We start from the raw sequence: 15,346 nt of genomic DNA on the forward strand, positions 1-15,346 counted from the left end.
GAGTTGGCGATAGATACCGGTTGCTTCGGTGATGGCTTCGAGGGCTTCCTCATGTTGTCCGAGACCGCCCAGGTGCGCTGAGAGGTTGTTCAGGCTGGTGGCCAGGTCGGGGAGGAAGGCGTCGGGGCGGTTGGTGGCGAGTTGGCGATAGATACCGGTTGCTTCGGTGATGGCTTCGAGGGCTTCCTCACGTTGTCCGAGATCACCCAGGCGCAGCGAGAGGTTGTTCAGGCTCATGGCCAGGTTAGGGAGGAAGGCGTCTGGGTTGTTGTCGCTGCGCTCGCGGTGGTGGTTGACGAGTCGGTGGGTCAGGGTGGTGGCGAGGTCGGCGAGTCGGTGGCTGGTCTGTGGTAGCGCGTCGGTGAGGTTTTCCACGAGGCGGATCGCGGTGGTGGGTGCGGTGGCCACCGTCTGTAGCGCGGTGAGCAGCGGGACGGGGTGTTCTGTGCTGGTGGTGAGGGTGATGGCGGCCGGGGCGAGTGTCTGCGGGTTTGTGGTGACCAGTGTGGTGATGTGCTGGGCGAGTCGGTCATTGGCGGGGTGGTGGGCGGTGGCGCGGGTGAGGACGGTGAGCAGTTGGGTGGCTTGTTCGGGTGAGGCGATGGGGGCGAGTCGGTGGGTGAGGTCGTGGGGGCCGAGGGTGTGGTTCGTGGCGAAGTGTTCGGCCAGTCGGTCGGGTTGCAGTTGGGCGAAGACCCGGTCGGTGGTCTCGGTCGGGAACAGGGCCGCGAGGACCGCGCGGAACGAGGACAGGACGTTGGCGGGTTGGTCGGAGAGTTCGGGGATGGTGGCGCGGAAGATGTGGTCGGCCTCGGCCGCGGTGGTCGGTGCGGCGAGCGTGGTCGCGGCGACGACGCTGTCGATGAGGTCGATGAACCCGGCGAGCGCGGGTTTGGTCGCCGCGAGGCGTGACCAGTAGCGCCGCTCGTGTGTGAGGACTCGTCCCTCCACGGTCGCCCCGGCGCCAGGTGGGGTGGGCATCGCGGTGTCGAGCAGGTCGGCCAGCGCGGTCATCTGGAGGGTGACCGGGTGAGCCATGCCGACGCCGCCTGCGCTGGTGGCGGTGACACCCTTGGCGATGTCGTCCCACGGGAACCGCTCGAACCCCGCGATGCCCGGTAGCCGCGTCGCGTAGGCGGTGACCGCCTGCCGGTACGCGGTGTCCGCAGCCGCTGTCGAGCCTGCCTGGGGCAGGTCGCCGAGCCGGTGTTCGGCAGCGGTCGCGAGCCGGTCGGCGACCAGGTCGTCGCCGAGGGGCAGGTCCTCCCACCACGTCCCGCGGGTGCGGGCGAGCATGACGACCTTGACGCTGCGGTCGCCGGTCAACGCCGACAGCACGGCGCGGACCTGCTCGGCGCGGCTCTCGGCGTAGTCCAGGACGATCACCATGGGCAGGGCGACATCGCGCACCGCCGCCGCCAGCTGCTCGGACGCGGCGTCCGTGCTGGGCCAGAACATCGACCACCGGGCTGGGAGTTCATGGCCGAGCTGTGCGGCCAGACGGGTCTTGCCCTGCCCGGCCGGGCCGTGCACCAGCCACACCCCCGGGCCCGGGCGGTCGATCCACGCAAGCAACTCGGCCAGCAGGTCGGGGCGGGGCTGCCACGGCGCGATCTCGTTGCGTGCCACCAGCAGCGCAGACGGCGTGGTGATCTCTCCGGTCGGCACAGCCGCCATCGTTGCCACCTCGACCGGATCCAACCGGTCTTGCGGGCAGCCCAGCGCCTCCCGAAAGCCCGGATCGGCCCACAGCACATACGCCGGGACGGCCACCAGCTCACCATGCCGGGCATGGGCGGGATCGACCGCGACCACGCCGATGATCAGACCGTTGCTGAACACCGGGGCGCCCGACATGCCCGCCCACGGCGACCCCGACGGCAAGCTCGCGTATGGGTGGGCGTCGAGGCTGATCGTGTACTGGTTGCCCACCAACCGGTCACCCGGATTGACCCTGCCCGCCGCCTGCCGCGCCTCCGCGGGCATCCCCTCCCGCTGAACCCCGTCCGGCAGACCCCACGTCCAACACGGCACACCCGGCCGCCGTGTCACCAACCGGCCCCACCGCCACCACCCGCCCGCGCCCAACGCCGACTCCGGGACAGCGACCACCGCCGCGTCATTCCGGCCTCCCGGCTCACCGGCCCAGGCGACCACACCCTCGACCACCACCTCGGGACGCAACGGGCGGAACAGCGTCACCCGCGACCCGGCAGGCCCGGTCACGTGCGCCGAGGTCACCACCGTTCCCGCGCCCACCACATACCCCGAGCCGGGACCGTCAGGACCCAGCACACACACGACGCGGTCGGCATCCACCCCCGGGATCAGCCCTCGACCCGGTCCACCGCGGCCCCCGACACGCGGCCGGTGCGGCCGTGGATCCGCAGATCCTGCCCGTCCGCGTCCTGCGGCTTCAACGTCACCTTCACCCTGTGCGTCCGCCCCCGCGACACCCCGCCCTCCGCGTCGGCCGACACCACCCACGCCTTGAACCCGGACTTCACCTTCGCGTCCGCCTTCAACTCCACACCGAACTCCAATTCGATCGGCCCCACCACGAACCCCACACCCGACTCGCCCACCCTGGCCGCCGCGTCGATCAACTCGTCCCGCAACGCCGCCACCGCATCCGCCAACTCGATCTCCATGACCCTACGATCGCAGACAGCGACCTCATCGTGACAGCCCCCACCAACCACGTGCCGCCACAGCACCAGGTCCGAAGCCGAAGACCCAACAACGCCACTCGGCCAGCCGACTGAAGGCGAGATCGCGGCTCCAACCAAGGCCGACGTTGGTTCAGGCGTGACGGTGGCCGATGGGTCCCTTCCGCGGCAAGGGCCCGGCGTCAGTAATGCGCGCGCCCCGACGAAGCGCCACGACGCCGTTTGTACCAATCACCAGACCTTCCGCAAGCCACATTCCTCTCAAATGCGTCCTTGCGCCCCATCCCGCTGATCACATCCAGCAAGGCGCCGTCGTAGAACTGCGCCGCACCTGGCCAACCAACCAAAAGGACAGCGCCCTTTTGCGGTGCGACGCCAATCGCAATTCCACTCGTTTCATTGGGAGGTACCTATCCATGATTTCGAATCCCACGCCTCAGAGGGCATTGCGCGGGCACATGCCCCAACGCCCCACGCCACGGGCGGCCACCACCGGGGAGCACCACGCCCGGCTCGCCGGGCGGCTCACCCTCCGGGACCGGTGGCTGGCCCGGATGCTGCACGAGCACAAGGTCTTCACCACCCAGCAGATCGTCGAACTCTGCTATCCGACCATGCGCGCGGCCAACCACCGCCTGCTCGACCTGTTCAAGTGGCGCGTCGTCGACCGCTTCCAGCCGTTCGTCAGCTCCGGCACCGCCCCGATGCACTACGTGCTCGACATCGCCGGAGCGGTCGCCCTAGCCTATGAGAACGGTCTCGCCCCCAAGCAACTCGGCTACCGCCACGAAGACGCCATCGGCATCGCCCACTCCCTGCGCCTGGCGCACACCGTGGGCGTCAATGGCTTCTTCACCGCCCTCGTCGCACTCAGCCGAGCGCCAGGCGCCCGCGGCCGACTGACCACGTGGTGGTCCGAGCTGCGCTGCGGGCGCCTCTTCGGCGACATGGTCCGCCCCGACGCCTACGGCCGTTGGCGCGAAGACGGCCACCAGATCGAGTTCTTCCTCGAATTCGACTTCGGCACCGAAGACCTCGGCAAGCTCGGCCGCAAGCTCCACGGCTACGAAAAACTCGCCACCGCAACAGGCATCACCACACCCGTCCTGGTCTGGCTGCCCACCCACCGCCGCGAAACCACCGCGCGCCGCGCACTCGCCGACGCGCTGTCCCAGTTGGACCGCCCGGCGCTCGTGCCGGTGGCCACCAGCGCCGCGGACGTCGCGGGCGCGGCAGGCGACAACAACCCCTCCGTCGCCCGATGGCTGCCGATCTTCGGCCCGGCAACGCGCTGCCCCGGCCGACTAGGGCTCGCCGAACTCGCCCAACTCTGGCCGCACACCGACCCGCCCAGCGCGGCACCGCCCTCGACTGCCGTCCCAGCGCAGCAGACATCCGCGGAACTCACCGCGCCCGACCCGTTCCCGCCACCCGTACCAGCCAGCCGCTTCCGGAGGTGACCCGTGAAGATCGCCACCGCCGCCGTTTCGGCCGTCATCACCATCCTGATGCTCATCGGCGGGATCGGCCAAGCCGTCGTCAATGCCCTCTTCGGCAGCAGCAGCAAGCCCAGCCAGGAAGCACTCGCCGACATCCCCGCTGACTACCTCGCCCTCTACCGGCAAGCCACGAGCGTATGCCCCGGCCTGGACTGGTCAATCCTCGCCGCCATCGGCAAGATCGAAACCAACCACGGCCGTTCAACACTGCCCGGTGTCTCCAGCGGGGAAAACTCCGCAGGCGCCGGTGGACCCATGCAGTTCCTCCAGGCCACATTCGACGGCGTCATCGCCCGCCACCCATTGCCGGCAGGCGGCGCCACACCACGATCCCGGTACAACCCGCATGACGCGATCCACGCCGCGGCGTACTACCTCTGCGACTCGGGAGGACCCAAGGACCTTCGCAAGGCGATCTTCGCCTACAACCACGCCGACTGGTACGTCAACGACGTTCTCGCACAGGCCAAGAAATACGGCGACGCCATGGTTGGCGCCGGCGACTGCAAGAACATCCAGGCGTCGACACCCGCGGCCATCATGGCGATCAATTTCGCCTGCGGCCAACTTGGGCTGCCCTACCAGTGGGGTGGCAACGGCCCAGCCCAGGGCGACAAAGGCTTCGACTGCTCCGGCTTGACCACGGCCGCCTACAACGCAGCCGGAATCTCGTTGCCACGGACGGCCCAGACCCAGTACAACACCGGCCCACTGGTGCCCGCCGGGCAACCACTGCTGCCCGGAGACCTGCTCTTCTACGGCACGCCGAGCAACGTCCACCACGTCGGACTGTACGTCGGCGCAGGCAAAATGGTGCACGCGCCCGACTTTGGACAACCCATCCAGGTCAGCGCGTACCGCTGGAACGGGGACGACTACCTCGCGGCGAGCCGCCCAGTTGGCGATCCTCGTGTAGGTTCCCATGCTTGATTGCGCCTTCTCGCTGATTTTGCGCCTATCTTGCGCTTGCGCAAGGTTGGTGAGAATCGAGCCGCTGGATCGGCTGTCGGTGGTTACCCCGTTCGTGTCTGATGGCTGGGCTGTCGGGGTGACAGGTCGCTTGTCGGTTGGCGTGAACGAGACATAGTGGGTGCGCTATGTGTCGCGGTAGCGACGGCAGGCTTGTGGACAGGTCTCACTGCGAACGGCGGATGAGCTCCCGGCTAGAGGCTCGCGTTGACTTCTGCCGTCATCAAGGGCTTTTCCTTGGCCAGACGGAAACCGATCGAGGCGATTACGGCGCCGGGGATGGCGATGGCGGCACACATGACCAGGCCGCGGATCACGGCCTGCTGAGAAGCATCGGCCCCACCGATCGAGAAGGCGGCGACGATGGCCTGAGTCAGGGTGATTAGGGCTGTGCCGACGAGTAGGTAACCGACGATGACCAGGAGCCTGCCGAAGCGGTCGCGCCAGCCGCGTCGGCGCGCGCCTCGCCAGAGGTAGCGGCCGGTGGTCATGACCGTGCAGCCGACGATGACAGCGGCGAAGCCGTTGACGAACGGTTCCATATCCCGGCCGGCCTGTGGTCCGATGCCGAGGTCGTTCACGTTCGGGCCATCCGTGGGAATCGCGCTGACGGCGGCGAGAACCCCGTACACCATCACCGCGATGCCGCCGATGATCAGGATCAGGCCGGCAAACAGGAACAGGACATTGGGTGCGGGTCTGACCTGCACGGGTGGTGGCGGCGTCGGCAACATCGTGTGCCTCCGTTCCGAGGATGCCGCGGGCCAACGGCGGACAAAGTTCGGCCCTTGCTGGTACGTCGCATCGGCCTAGCTGAGCGGGGGGGGGGGGGGGGCGGGGGGGGGGGGGGGGGGGGGGGGGGGGGGGGGGGCGGGGGGGGCCCCCCCCCCCCCCCCACCCCACCCCCCCCCCCCCCCCCCCCGCCCCCCCCCCCCCCCCCCCCCCTCCCCCCCCCCCCCCCCCCCCTCACCGCGAAGGGCGCTTGAGCTCCCACACCACTTTCACGCCGGCCACCCAAGGTCAACACGTCCTGCGGTGGGTTGCGGCGCGCCATCCAGGAAAGGTCATGCGAATGGCCCTGCCCTGGACGCCCCCCGTTACCGCCAGCAGGCCCCGAACCGGGAGAAAGTGCAAAACTAATGAGAACCATGAAGCGCGAAACCGATGAGAAACTTCAGGTCCACCCAGCTCACGCGAAGATCGGACGAAAACGATCCTGAGAACCTACACCTCGTGTGTAGTTTCCGCGCAAGAATGACAGTTTCCGCGTGCGGATGATAGTTGTCCGGTCCTTTGATCAGGTACCGACGGAAAGAGTGCCCGGGCCGGTTCGCTCAGGTCTTATCGGGGAGCGCCACTACTCGGGTGTAGGTTCGGCTTCTCCGCTGACGAATGACCATGGTGGGTCCACCAGGCTTCGTCGCTGCGGCGCTCAGGATTCGTCGCTGTCGTCGCCTTCGAGGAGCTTGTAGACGTTGCTGCGTTGCATGCCGACTTCCTTGGAGATCCTCAAACGGGGTACTCCGGCTGCGTCCGCGGCGAGCACCGCCTTACGGCGCTTCTTGCGGGCCTCTCGCTGCTTTGCGAGCAACCCGTTGATCTTCTCTTCGAGTTCGGCCTGCTGAGTGCGGGCGGCTTCCAGTTCCTTCTTGACCCCTTCGACTTCGGCCCGGCTGGTCCGAAGTTGAAGGACTTCCTCGGGGTCGCTCATCGGGGAGCCTCTCTCGCGTGTCGTCGTGTCATACGAGACGACCTATCGTGGTCTGCGTATGCCTATCACACATGTCTATCATCCTGTTTGCGCGGACACAGCGAGGGTGACATCAGGTTGGGTTGAGTGGCTCGCCGATGCTTGCGACTGGTTTGGTGCCACGGAGCGGTCGGCTAGCCACCGACGTGCTTCTTGTGGTCCCCGAGCCAGCAGTGACGGCCGACTTCGGCGAGGTCGGCTTGGCGCTGCCGCCAGTCGGGCATCCACAGGCTCATGCGGCGTTGCCAGGCGGTTCCGTGAGGGCGACCGCCTGGCCTCGTCGCGTGGGCCTGCTCGTGCACCAGCACGTACTCGATGAGCCGCATCGGCAGGCCGAACACGGCCCAGTGCAGTGTCGTGGTGTGCTTCGGCGGTCCCTCGTAGATGCCCCAGCGGCGTCGTCCGAGGTCGCGAACTGCGTAGTTCAGGCCGGTGATGTGGCCATCCAGTTCGTACTGGCGTCCTTCACGCTTTACCCAGGCGAGTCCGACCTGCTGGTACAGCCCGATCACTGCCCGGCGGACCAGCTCTGGTCGCTGTCTCCGCGCGGACAGGACGCCGTCGGACGTGATCACAGGTAGCTGCTCGATGCCCGCGGGCGCGGCGTCGACGAGGTGGAGCCAGTAGCGCCTGCCGAGCAGGTCGAACTCCTCGCCGTCAACGAATTCCTTGGCAGGGTGATCCGGGGCCAGCCGCGTGGCGATGTCGACCTTCTCGGTGATCCAGCCGCGTTTACTGTCGACAAACCGCGCCACCTGTTCCGGGGCGGCTGTCGGCGGGATCAGCACGGCGACACTGCCTCCCGGGTTGACCTGGATGCCGGTCTTGCGTCGTCGTGGACGGATGGCCACCTCGACCTGCCACTCGGGTGGCAGGTCGAGGGCGGCTATAGCGGCTTGGAAGGCGTCGGGGCCGCTCATCGCACTCCTTCCTGGTAGTTGATGTGCTCGACTGAGCTGGCCACGGTGGCGGCGCCGGTGCGCAGCAGTTCGTTGACGCCATTCGAGGTCACGGAGTGGATCGGTCCCGGTATGCCGTAGACCCGGCGGCCGAGTTTGCCAGCGGCTCGGGCGACGGCGAGGGCGCCGCTGCGCGGCCCGGCTTCGACGATGACGGTCGCCGCGGTGAGAGCGGCCAGCAGCCTGCACCGCGCGTGGAACCGGATGCGGGTTGGCAACGTGCCGATGGGGTATTCGCTGACCAGCGATCCGCCCTGCTCGATGATGGTCTGGTAGAGCTGGGCGTGCTGGTGCGGATGGGTCCGGTCGATGCCGTTGGCGAGCACGACGATCGTCCGGCCGTCGGCGGCCAGTGCGCCGCGGTGCGCTTGTTCGTCCACGCCGAGGCCGCCGCCGCTGACGATGGTCACCCCGGCGCGGGCGAGGTCGTAGCCGAGGTCAGCGGCGACCGTGTTTCCGTACGCCGTGGAGGCGCGTGCGCCCGTGACGGTGACGGCGGTGCCGGTGAGTTCGGCCAAGGAGCCGTTGCCGCGCACCCACAGCGCGAGCGGGACGCCGAGGCCGGCCAGGCCGATCAGCCGTCCGTCCGGCCAGTCGTCGTCTTCGGGCGTGAGCAGCCGCGCCGTGCCGCTGTCGAGGGCCCGCAGGTCGTCGTCGATCCGGGCGTCAGGGCGGGTGGCCTCGTTGAGCACGGCGGCGGGGGCGGTGCCGTGCCGGATCCGCGCGACGGCGTCGACCGGGCCGTGGACGGCGACGTAGTGGTGAACCGCGGGTGCGGGTGGTTCGGCCGCGCGCAGGAGAAACAGCCGGGCGCGCAGTTCGTCGTGTGAAGGCATGGTTCAACTCCTCGATGGGTAGGGCTTGCTCGGGTCCGTGGGCTTGGCAGGTGCGGTTGACGGGCCCGGCTAGGGCTCGGTGTGGTCGTGCAGCGGGATGGGCAGGCTGTGGCCGATCAGCTCGCGCCAGCGGGAGTCGCTGGTGTGCAGGTGGGCGCCGGAGGCCATGAACCGCTTGCCGGGTGGAGCGTCGGCTGGTCGGGCGACGTAGCGGCCGTGCTGGAACAGCAGGTAGACGCCCGGTGCGTCGTCGGTGGGTTCGGAGATCCGGGCGAAGGCGGGCAGCGTCCGTTCTTCCCCGACGCCGAGGATCGTGACGTAGCGGACGCGGGAGGACAGGCCCTGGTTGGGGCAGTGGATCGGGCCGGTCAGGATCTCCGCGCGCAGCCCTTTCCGGACGACCGGAACCTCGATGACGCCGTCCCCGAATCCGGGGATCTGGTCGAGTTCCGTGACGCCCCACGGTGTCTCGGTGTAGGCAGCCAGCAGCCGGTAGGCCGGACCGTGGTCGGCGCCATAGCGCACGGCCGCTTTGGCCTCGGCGGGCAGCCGGGCCAACACCGTCTCGCGCAAGCGACGTGTCCAAGCGTGCGCCTCGCTGGTGTGCCAGCCGATCGTGCCGCTGGTCTGGTACTCGTAGCACTCCAGCAGGCACAGCACGGCGACCGGATGCAACGCGCGATCGGTCAAAGTCGCGGCGTAGTCCGGCGGCTCTCTGTTCTCCTGCTCGGCGTCGCGGTGGGGCCGGTGCTGCTGACGCAGCATCTGGCCGACCGGAATGGGATCGTCGAAGACGCCGATCAGGCCGAATTGCAGCCCGGCGTTGACGAGTCCGTCGATATGCGCAGCGTGCAGGTCGAACCGAGACATGGCGATATCCCTTCAAGAGATCAGAAATTCGGTCTCCTCGTTTTTGATCACCGCGAGGTCGACAAGTCGGGGGGCTTCTTCGGGTCGGGCGGTCGGGTTGGTGAGTACGCGGAAGATTCCGGCGGTGGATTCTGTGCCCATGCCGTACGGCCGGACGCAGGGCATCAGGCCGCGAGGTCTGGCGGTTGTTCAAGTAGTAGTCGTCTACGACGATGTCGTTTCAGGGCAGCCGATCGACGTAGGTCGACTGCGTTGGTCAGAAGATGCTGGGCAGGTGCCAGGTGATGGGCCGGATACGCAGGGGCCGCGTGCCGGCGTAGGAGGCGGCGAGGTTGCCGTGGTCGGTGATCACTTGGTAGCCAGTGAGCCACACGGCGAACCACGGTTCGGCAGCGGCGCCTTGGCGGGCTGTCGCATCGGGTGCCGGCAGCATGGTGATGTCCAAGCGGGGCAGGGATGAGCGGTAGTGATCCAGGCGTCCGCTGATCATGGGGCAGGACTCGCTTGTGTAGGTGGCGCACCAGGGGTGTAGCGCGGGTTCGCTCGTGCATTGCTGCGGGAGGTCGGACAGTCGCATCATCAGCACGGCGCGGTGCTCCAGCGGACGGCCGCATACGCCGCACCACCGGTTGAGCAAGGCGCGGCCCATTCGATCGCGGTCGACCGAGCCGAAGAGGTATCGGCCGTCGGCCGTGCGGGGCGTGATCCAGGGCACGACCAGTCCGCCCACGGTCGGGAGGTGCTGGAGTGACAAGGGAATCGGGGGCACAGGGAGGTCGGTCATGATCCTTTCTCCTGTCTCCATGGGGTTTGTCTCGTCGCGCACGCACGCGAAGGCCCGTGCGCGACGGTTGAAGGTGGGAATGACGGCGACGCGGATGCCTGCGTCGAGCCCGACTGCGAGCTGTCAGGCCGCACACGGTCCGGTGTCGCGTGTGTGCCTGTTGGCGTGGCTGCCGGTGCGGAGTTCGAGCCGCACGGTTTGGTTGTGGCAGCGGTACAAGGCGCGCGGGTCGAGCCAGTCGGTGGCCCGGTGGTCGTCTGGCGCGAGGCCGACGGCGGTGGGAACACCGAGGTCGGGATCGGTGTCGGTGAACAACGTGCCGGCACCAAGCGTGATCTCCTCGCCAGCTGTCGGCGTGGTGGGCGCTAGGGCCCGCGCGATGTCGCCGCAGTGGCCAGAGCGACGTGTCTCGACCACGACGGCGACGAGGCGCCCAGGTCGGTCGACGGGTGCGTTCTCGAACGAGACGTAGTCCTCGGCGTCCGGGCCGGTGAGCAGGAACACGGTGCCGTAACGGTCGGTCTGGTGCTCGAACCTCGGCCACGACAGTTGCCCCTGGCCGAGCTCGATCGTGGCTGTCTCCTCGCTGTGTTCCGCTGTTGCGGCTTGTTCGGCGGCGATGATGATCTCGCCCATGGACAGGTCGTTGCGGAACCGGTGCCCGATCTCGGCTTCCAGTTCGGCATACTCGGCGGCCAGTGACGGACGTAGTTGTGCGGCGCGCATGAGATCCGCTCGGCTGCCGAGCACGCAGAGCGAGCACGACAGGCGGGTCATGCCCTGGTCGTAGGCCGGGTGGTACGGCACGCCGGATGCCCGAATTCGTTGCCATACCTGGGTTTCGCTCCAGTCGTGGATCGGAAGCCAGGTGTCGACAGTGCGTCGACCGCTGCTGGCGGCCTCGTCACGGCTCAGGCGGGCCTTCTTCAGTCGTGCCCGCGACTCCTGGGCGCGTAGGCCCATGCAGTTCAGCACGTGGGCCGGACGGCCCAGGTCGCCGAGCTCGGTGACCAGTTGCGTGATGAGTTTCCTTGCGGGGCCTCGCTTCTGATCCGAAGTGCAGTAGCGAGCCGAGGCGGAAGGCCAGCGACCGCGGCGGCGAACTTGGTCGAGGAGCAGTCCTTGCTCGCGGAGGCGTTGTTCGTAGCGCACCCCGTAGTGCTCGGCCTGTTTGCGGGCGAGTTCGCTGGTGCCGGGCCACTCGACGTGGCCGAGCGCGCAGTGCAGGACCGTGATGCGATCGAGGACTCCCGCGGCCTCGGCGAGGGTGCAGACCTCGTCGAGCATTGCTTGTGAGTCCTTCCCGCCGCTGCTGTTGACGAGGATGACGTCATAGGCGGCGAGGTCCGGCATTTCGGTGGTTGACGCGTGCATGAGTCACCTCTTCATCAACGTGACGCGATGAAATGTCCTGAGTGGACGATCAGTGGAGTCGTTCGGCTATTACGCGAATGGCGCGAGCGCCGGCCGACGCTCGCGCGATCGGTGTGTCAGCCCTCGAACGTGACGTCGTCCTGAACGCAGATGCGCAGTGGAACCGTGCTGTCCTTGTCGTTGCGCAGCAGCCACGACTCGGTGTCGTCGAGATCGATCGACACTCGGACCTGACGGCTGGCCGGGTCGACGTAGAGCGCGACGTAGACTCCGGCGACGGTGATCGTCGGCCGCTCGTCCTCGTTCGTCATCGGCTCGAAGGTGGCTGCACGGTTGGCCGTATCGGCGACGCTGGACAGATCGGTGTTGACGGTGCTGTTCATGATGATCTCCTCGGACGGCGGACAGCGGGCGGCCGTCATCGCCGGCCCGCGCGGACGCGGACCGGTGTGGCGTGGGTGTGCGGGTGGGGTGGTCCGGCCGCGTGGCCGGGGGAACTGCGGCCTGGTGCTAGCGGGCGGCGTCTGGGCCGCGCTGCGCCGTGGTGATGTCGCGGTGATCCGTGCTGCGGTAGCTGGTGTCGCGGTCGCTCGTGGGCGTCCAGCCCAGTGCGGCCAACAGCGGCCGGACACCGGCCCACCAGCCACCAGGAAACCGCCGGAAGAGCCATTCCTCGGCGGTGTAACGGTCTAGCTCGGCAGTGGGCCGCGGGATCACGATCGAGATGGGACGTAAGGTGAACATGTCGATCGTGATCACGAGAGCACGGAAGGTGCCACCGGACGCGGTGCCGACCATGGTGGCGCTGGGTGCTGCGTTGATCAGCGTGGCGTGGTAGCGGGTGGCGTCACCGGGGACCCACCACGCCCAGCGCGGGCGTTCCGCAGGGACGTCGATCTCGGCGATGAGTTGCCGGGCATCGTGAATGTCATTGGTAGTCATAGCGGTTCGAGCTCCTTCGGATGTGTATCAGCCCATGCAGCGCGATGCCCTCTCCATGGCGAGTTGGTGCTGGGGAGGGCATCGCGCCGATGTGCGTAGCTGGTTGCCGGAGTGGTCAGGTGTGGCGGTGTCGCCGGATGGCGTGGTCGACGGCGTTGGTGATCGTGTCGTCGTTGGTCTGCGCGCTCGCGTGCTGGTAGAGCGGCCAGGACCAGACGCAGTCGCGGCCGTCGCAGTAGATGCGGACGTTCCCGTCGTCGTTTTCCTGGAATACCAAGGGAAGGCGGTGCCACTCGGGCTCCGGTCGCTGGGACGCGCTGGCTGATGTGGTGCGGCGCGAGCCGTCTTGAAATCCCACGTCGACCCCACGCTCGGCGAGGTGCTGCACGACGTGGCTGACGAGGTCTTGCGCGTTGACCTTGCCGACGGCCGAGCCGGGCCGGGCGGGATCTTCGAGGTAGTTGTAAACCAGGTCTTCCAGCGTTTCGACCAGAATCATCGGCAGGGGTCCTCTCGTGGGAAGCGGATAGGTGCGTAGGCAGGGACGCGTTCCAGCCAGACACAGGCACAGTTGGCCCGCTACTTGTATTCGCGCTTCCACCTGGCTTCGACCTTGGGCGCCAGTTCGGCGCGCAGGTCGTCCTCGGTGCGGCCGTGCTTCGCGGCCAGCGCGGCGAGGATGAGCCGAGCGTCCTCCTGGTACTCGGCGATGGTGTCTCGGTGGTGGGCGATGCTTGCCCTGGTCAGATACCGGGCGTAGGCCAAGGCGTCCACGTAGGAGCGACGGGCGGTGAACTCGGTGTCGATCTGCCCATACCCCTTGGTGCGCAGGGGTGTTCCATCCGGGGCGGTGATCGCTTTGGCGGCTTTGGCCTTCGCGCGTTCGGCTTTCTCCGCTTCCCGCGCGAGTTGCTCGGGGGTCTTGATCCGGCTGGGCCGGTTGCGGACGTCGACCGGCGCGCTGGGGTAGCACTCGGTGCACGCGGCCTTGCCGGCCTGCTCGACGATCTCGGTCTCGTCGTGCCCGGAAAGGTGGGTGAGCCAGGCGAACCGGGTGGAGGGGAAGCAGGTGCGGCAGGCGGTGGTGCGATGGACGTGGCCGCCGGTGTTGAGGACCAGCCAGGCGCGGGTCCAGCCGCCCCGACGCTCGAACTCCGCATCGAGGGGGCGCGCGGCGGCCTCGCACTCAACGATGGTCTGGCGAGCCTGCTCGATCCGGGGCCGCAACTCGGTTGCGTACTCGGCCATGCCGTCGTTCACCAGACGCTGGACGCGGGCGGTGAGCCCGTTGACGGTGTCGGTGGCCTTGGCATGCTCGATACCGAGCCGGGCGAGCTCTTCGTCGATCTCGGACGGGGTTGCGGTCGTGGGGTCGTCGATAGGCATGGTGTTCACCTCGGAACGGGTTCGGGCCAGGCCGTGTCGGCCAAGCGGGGAGAAGGGAAGGCGTCGCCGGTGTGCCAGGCCCGGATGGCGGGGGCGAATTCGCTGGTGACGGCGCGATCAAGGTGGCGGATGTCGATCGTGGTCCGGCCGTGGCGGCGGGCGTCGGCCCACAGGCCGAAAACCTTGGTGAGGCTGTCGGCCAGCAGCGCGGCAAGATGGTGGCCGAGTAGTCCTCGGCGACCGCGGCCAACAGGTCGGCCATCTCGGTCAGCGGCATGCCAGCTGGCTGACCGGCAGCGTAACCACGTTCTCGGGTCCGAGCTCCGCGCGCAGAGCGTCGAAAGTGGGCCTCTCGTGCGACGCGGTGCCGGTCGTCGTGCAGGGCGGGTGGGTGTCGTCGCGGAAGAACCTGGCGGTCGTGGTGTCTCCATTCTTGATCGGTCACCCGTGCGGTCGTCCGCTTCCAAATCATTCACGCGCGGCGCTACGGCAATCGAAATGACCGTGGATTCGGTAGCGTGGATTGGTCACGCGGGTTTGGCGTACGTCCCCTCTTGGTTACGAACCCAGTTCTGCACGTCGATCGGTTGCACTTTTCTGAACGTCTCGCCTGTGATGTTGCGTCGTTGCTCGTTGTTGCGGATGTGGAACGCCCGTATTCCCACTATGGCCGCGATGCGCAGGACGTAGGTGGCGAAGTCGTTCGCGTAGCCTTGTTCGGCAGTCACGGTCACCAGTCCTTTGTCGATCTTGCGCAGTGTTCGGACCATCGCCTCCGCGCGTCGCAACTCGACACGATGTGGTGCGTATCCATGCTGGAATCCCCACGCGTGCGTGTTGCCGCGGTCGACGTACGCGGAGACCACGAAGTCCGCCAGCGCGATCTCGTCGGGTGTCCCGTCGTCGCGCGGGTTGAGCAGTTCGCCCTGATCGTTCTGATAGACCACGCGGGCGACGAGTTGGCGGATGCCGTACGCCTCCTCGATGTCGAGCAGCAGTCCGTATATGTGTGATTGCGCCATGATGGATTCCTTCCGGTGAGGTCGGCGACCTCCCGTGTGTGGGTCGTGGAAGGTCGTGTTCGCACCCGAGACTTGTAGGTCCGAGGGGTTGCTTGTCAGCTACGCGGTTCAGGGGTTTCGGGCTCGGCAGGTGTGGGTGTGCCAGCGGAGCAGGCCGCCGGTGGTGGGCGGGTGATCGCCGGTGCTGTGGCCGGTGGTCTCGTGGGTGAGGCAGACGAACTGGGCTCGCGGGTTGCCGGTGAGGTGGACCAGGTCGCAGCCCCTGCTGCGGAGGACGGCGCGGATG

The 15,346-nt window shown here is 67.9% G+C and carries 17 protein-coding genes; 3 read left to right on the forward strand and 14 right to left on the reverse strand.

The window, feature by feature from the left end; all coding sequences use genetic code 11:
- Together ACZ6SD_RS31620 and ACZ6SD_RS31625 are read right to left on the reverse strand one after the other, a co-directional pair.
- The coding region (locus ACZ6SD_RS31620) for a P-loop NTPase (RefSeq protein ID WP_465320689.1) at positions 1–2,295 on the reverse strand (2,295 nt) is incomplete at its 3' end.
- A gap of 32 nt (positions 2,296–2,327) precedes the next feature.
- Positions 2,328–2,651 (reverse strand): trypco2 family protein, encoded by a 324-nt coding sequence (locus ACZ6SD_RS31625; protein ID WP_465320690.1) that lies wholly within the window; start codon positions 2,649–2,651, stop codon positions 2,328–2,330.
- 434 nt (positions 2,652–3,085) lie between these two features.
- Here ACZ6SD_RS31625 and ACZ6SD_RS31630 point away from each other — a divergent pair, with 434 nt between their 5' ends.
- Together ACZ6SD_RS31630 and ACZ6SD_RS31635 are read left to right on the forward strand one after the other, a co-directional pair.
- Complete coding sequence (locus tag ACZ6SD_RS31630) at positions 3,086–4,129, forward strand: replication-relaxation family protein (RefSeq protein ID WP_465320691.1); 1,044 nt, start codon at positions 3,086–3,088, stop codon at positions 4,127–4,129.
- A 3-nt stretch (positions 4,130–4,132) separates the two neighbouring features.
- Entirely contained in the window at positions 4,133–5,098 is a 966-nt protein-coding gene (locus tag ACZ6SD_RS31635; protein ID WP_465320692.1) for a C40 family peptidase, read from the forward strand.
- A gap of 233 nt (positions 5,099–5,331) precedes the next feature.
- Here the strand turns inward: ACZ6SD_RS31635 and ACZ6SD_RS31640 are convergent, their stop codons facing one another.
- The 11 genes from ACZ6SD_RS31640 to ACZ6SD_RS31690 all read right to left on the reverse strand — a co-directional run bounded on the left by ACZ6SD_RS31640 (position 5,332) and on the right by ACZ6SD_RS31690 (position 14,038).
- Positions 5,332–5,871, reverse strand: a complete 540-nt coding sequence (locus ACZ6SD_RS31640) for a hypothetical protein (RefSeq protein ID WP_465320693.1) — start codon at positions 5,869–5,871, stop codon at positions 5,332–5,334.
- A gap of 698 nt (positions 5,872–6,569) precedes the next feature.
- A complete protein-coding gene (locus ACZ6SD_RS31645) occupies positions 6,570–6,848 on the reverse strand; it encodes a hypothetical protein (protein ID WP_465320694.1) in 279 nt (92 codons plus the stop codon).
- A 173-nt stretch (positions 6,849–7,021) separates the two neighbouring features.
- Complete coding sequence (locus ACZ6SD_RS31650) at positions 7,022–7,807, reverse strand: M48 family metallopeptidase (protein WP_465320695.1); 786 nt, start codon at positions 7,805–7,807, stop codon at positions 7,022–7,024.
- The gene (dprA, locus tag ACZ6SD_RS31655; protein ID WP_465320696.1) at positions 7,804–8,682 is read right to left on the reverse strand and encodes a DNA-processing protein DprA; all 879 of its coding nucleotides are present in this window, start codon (positions 8,680–8,682) and stop codon (positions 7,804–7,806) included. The genes ACZ6SD_RS31650 and dprA overlap by 4 nt, the downstream gene beginning before the upstream one ends.
- Positions 8,683–8,751: 69 nt before the next feature.
- Positions 8,752–9,552: a hypothetical protein gene (locus tag ACZ6SD_RS31660; RefSeq protein WP_465320697.1), complete on the reverse strand. Its 801-nt coding sequence runs from the start codon at positions 9,550–9,552 to the stop codon at positions 8,752–8,754.
- Positions 9,553–9,808: 256 nt separating this feature from the next.
- Positions 9,809–10,336, reverse strand: a complete 528-nt coding sequence (locus ACZ6SD_RS31665) for a hypothetical protein (RefSeq protein WP_465320698.1) — start codon at positions 10,334–10,336, stop codon at positions 9,809–9,811.
- Between the two features lie 123 nt (positions 10,337–10,459).
- Positions 10,460–11,710 carry a phosphoadenosine phosphosulfate reductase domain-containing protein gene (locus ACZ6SD_RS31670; RefSeq protein ID WP_465320699.1) on the reverse strand — a complete coding sequence of 417 codons (1,251 nt, stop codon included), beginning with the start codon at positions 11,708–11,710 and terminating at the stop codon, positions 10,460–10,462.
- A gap of 116 nt (positions 11,711–11,826) precedes the next feature.
- Positions 11,827–12,093: a hypothetical protein gene (locus ACZ6SD_RS31675; protein WP_465320700.1), complete on the reverse strand. Its 267-nt coding sequence runs from the start codon at positions 12,091–12,093 to the stop codon at positions 11,827–11,829.
- Between the two features lie 127 nt (positions 12,094–12,220).
- Complete coding sequence (locus ACZ6SD_RS31680; protein WP_465320701.1) at positions 12,221–12,652, reverse strand: hypothetical protein; 432 nt, start codon at positions 12,650–12,652, stop codon at positions 12,221–12,223.
- Between the two features lie 115 nt (positions 12,653–12,767).
- Positions 12,768–13,151 carry a hypothetical protein gene (locus tag ACZ6SD_RS31685; protein ID WP_465320702.1) on the reverse strand — a complete coding sequence of 128 codons (384 nt, stop codon included), beginning with the start codon at positions 13,149–13,151 and terminating at the stop codon, positions 12,768–12,770.
- 80 nt (positions 13,152–13,231) lie between these two features.
- Entirely contained in the window at positions 13,232–14,038 is an 807-nt protein-coding gene (locus ACZ6SD_RS31690) for a hypothetical protein (protein ID WP_465320703.1), read from the reverse strand.
- A 71-nt stretch (positions 14,039–14,109) separates the two neighbouring features.
- Here ACZ6SD_RS31690 and ACZ6SD_RS31695 point away from each other — a divergent pair, with 71 nt between their 5' ends.
- A complete protein-coding gene (locus ACZ6SD_RS31695) occupies positions 14,110–14,268 on the forward strand; it encodes a hypothetical protein (RefSeq protein ID WP_465320704.1) in 159 nt (52 codons plus the stop codon).
- A 297-nt stretch (positions 14,269–14,565) separates the two neighbouring features.
- On the opposite strand, the gene ACZ6SD_RS31700 is transcribed toward ACZ6SD_RS31695, so the two are convergent.
- Positions 14,566–15,060 (reverse strand): hypothetical protein, encoded by a 495-nt coding sequence (locus ACZ6SD_RS31700; protein ID WP_465320705.1) that lies wholly within the window; start codon positions 15,058–15,060, stop codon positions 14,566–14,568.
- Positions 15,061–15,346: the final 286 nt, after the last annotated feature.

The organism is Actinokineospora sp. NPDC051303 (genome assembly GCF_055586285.1).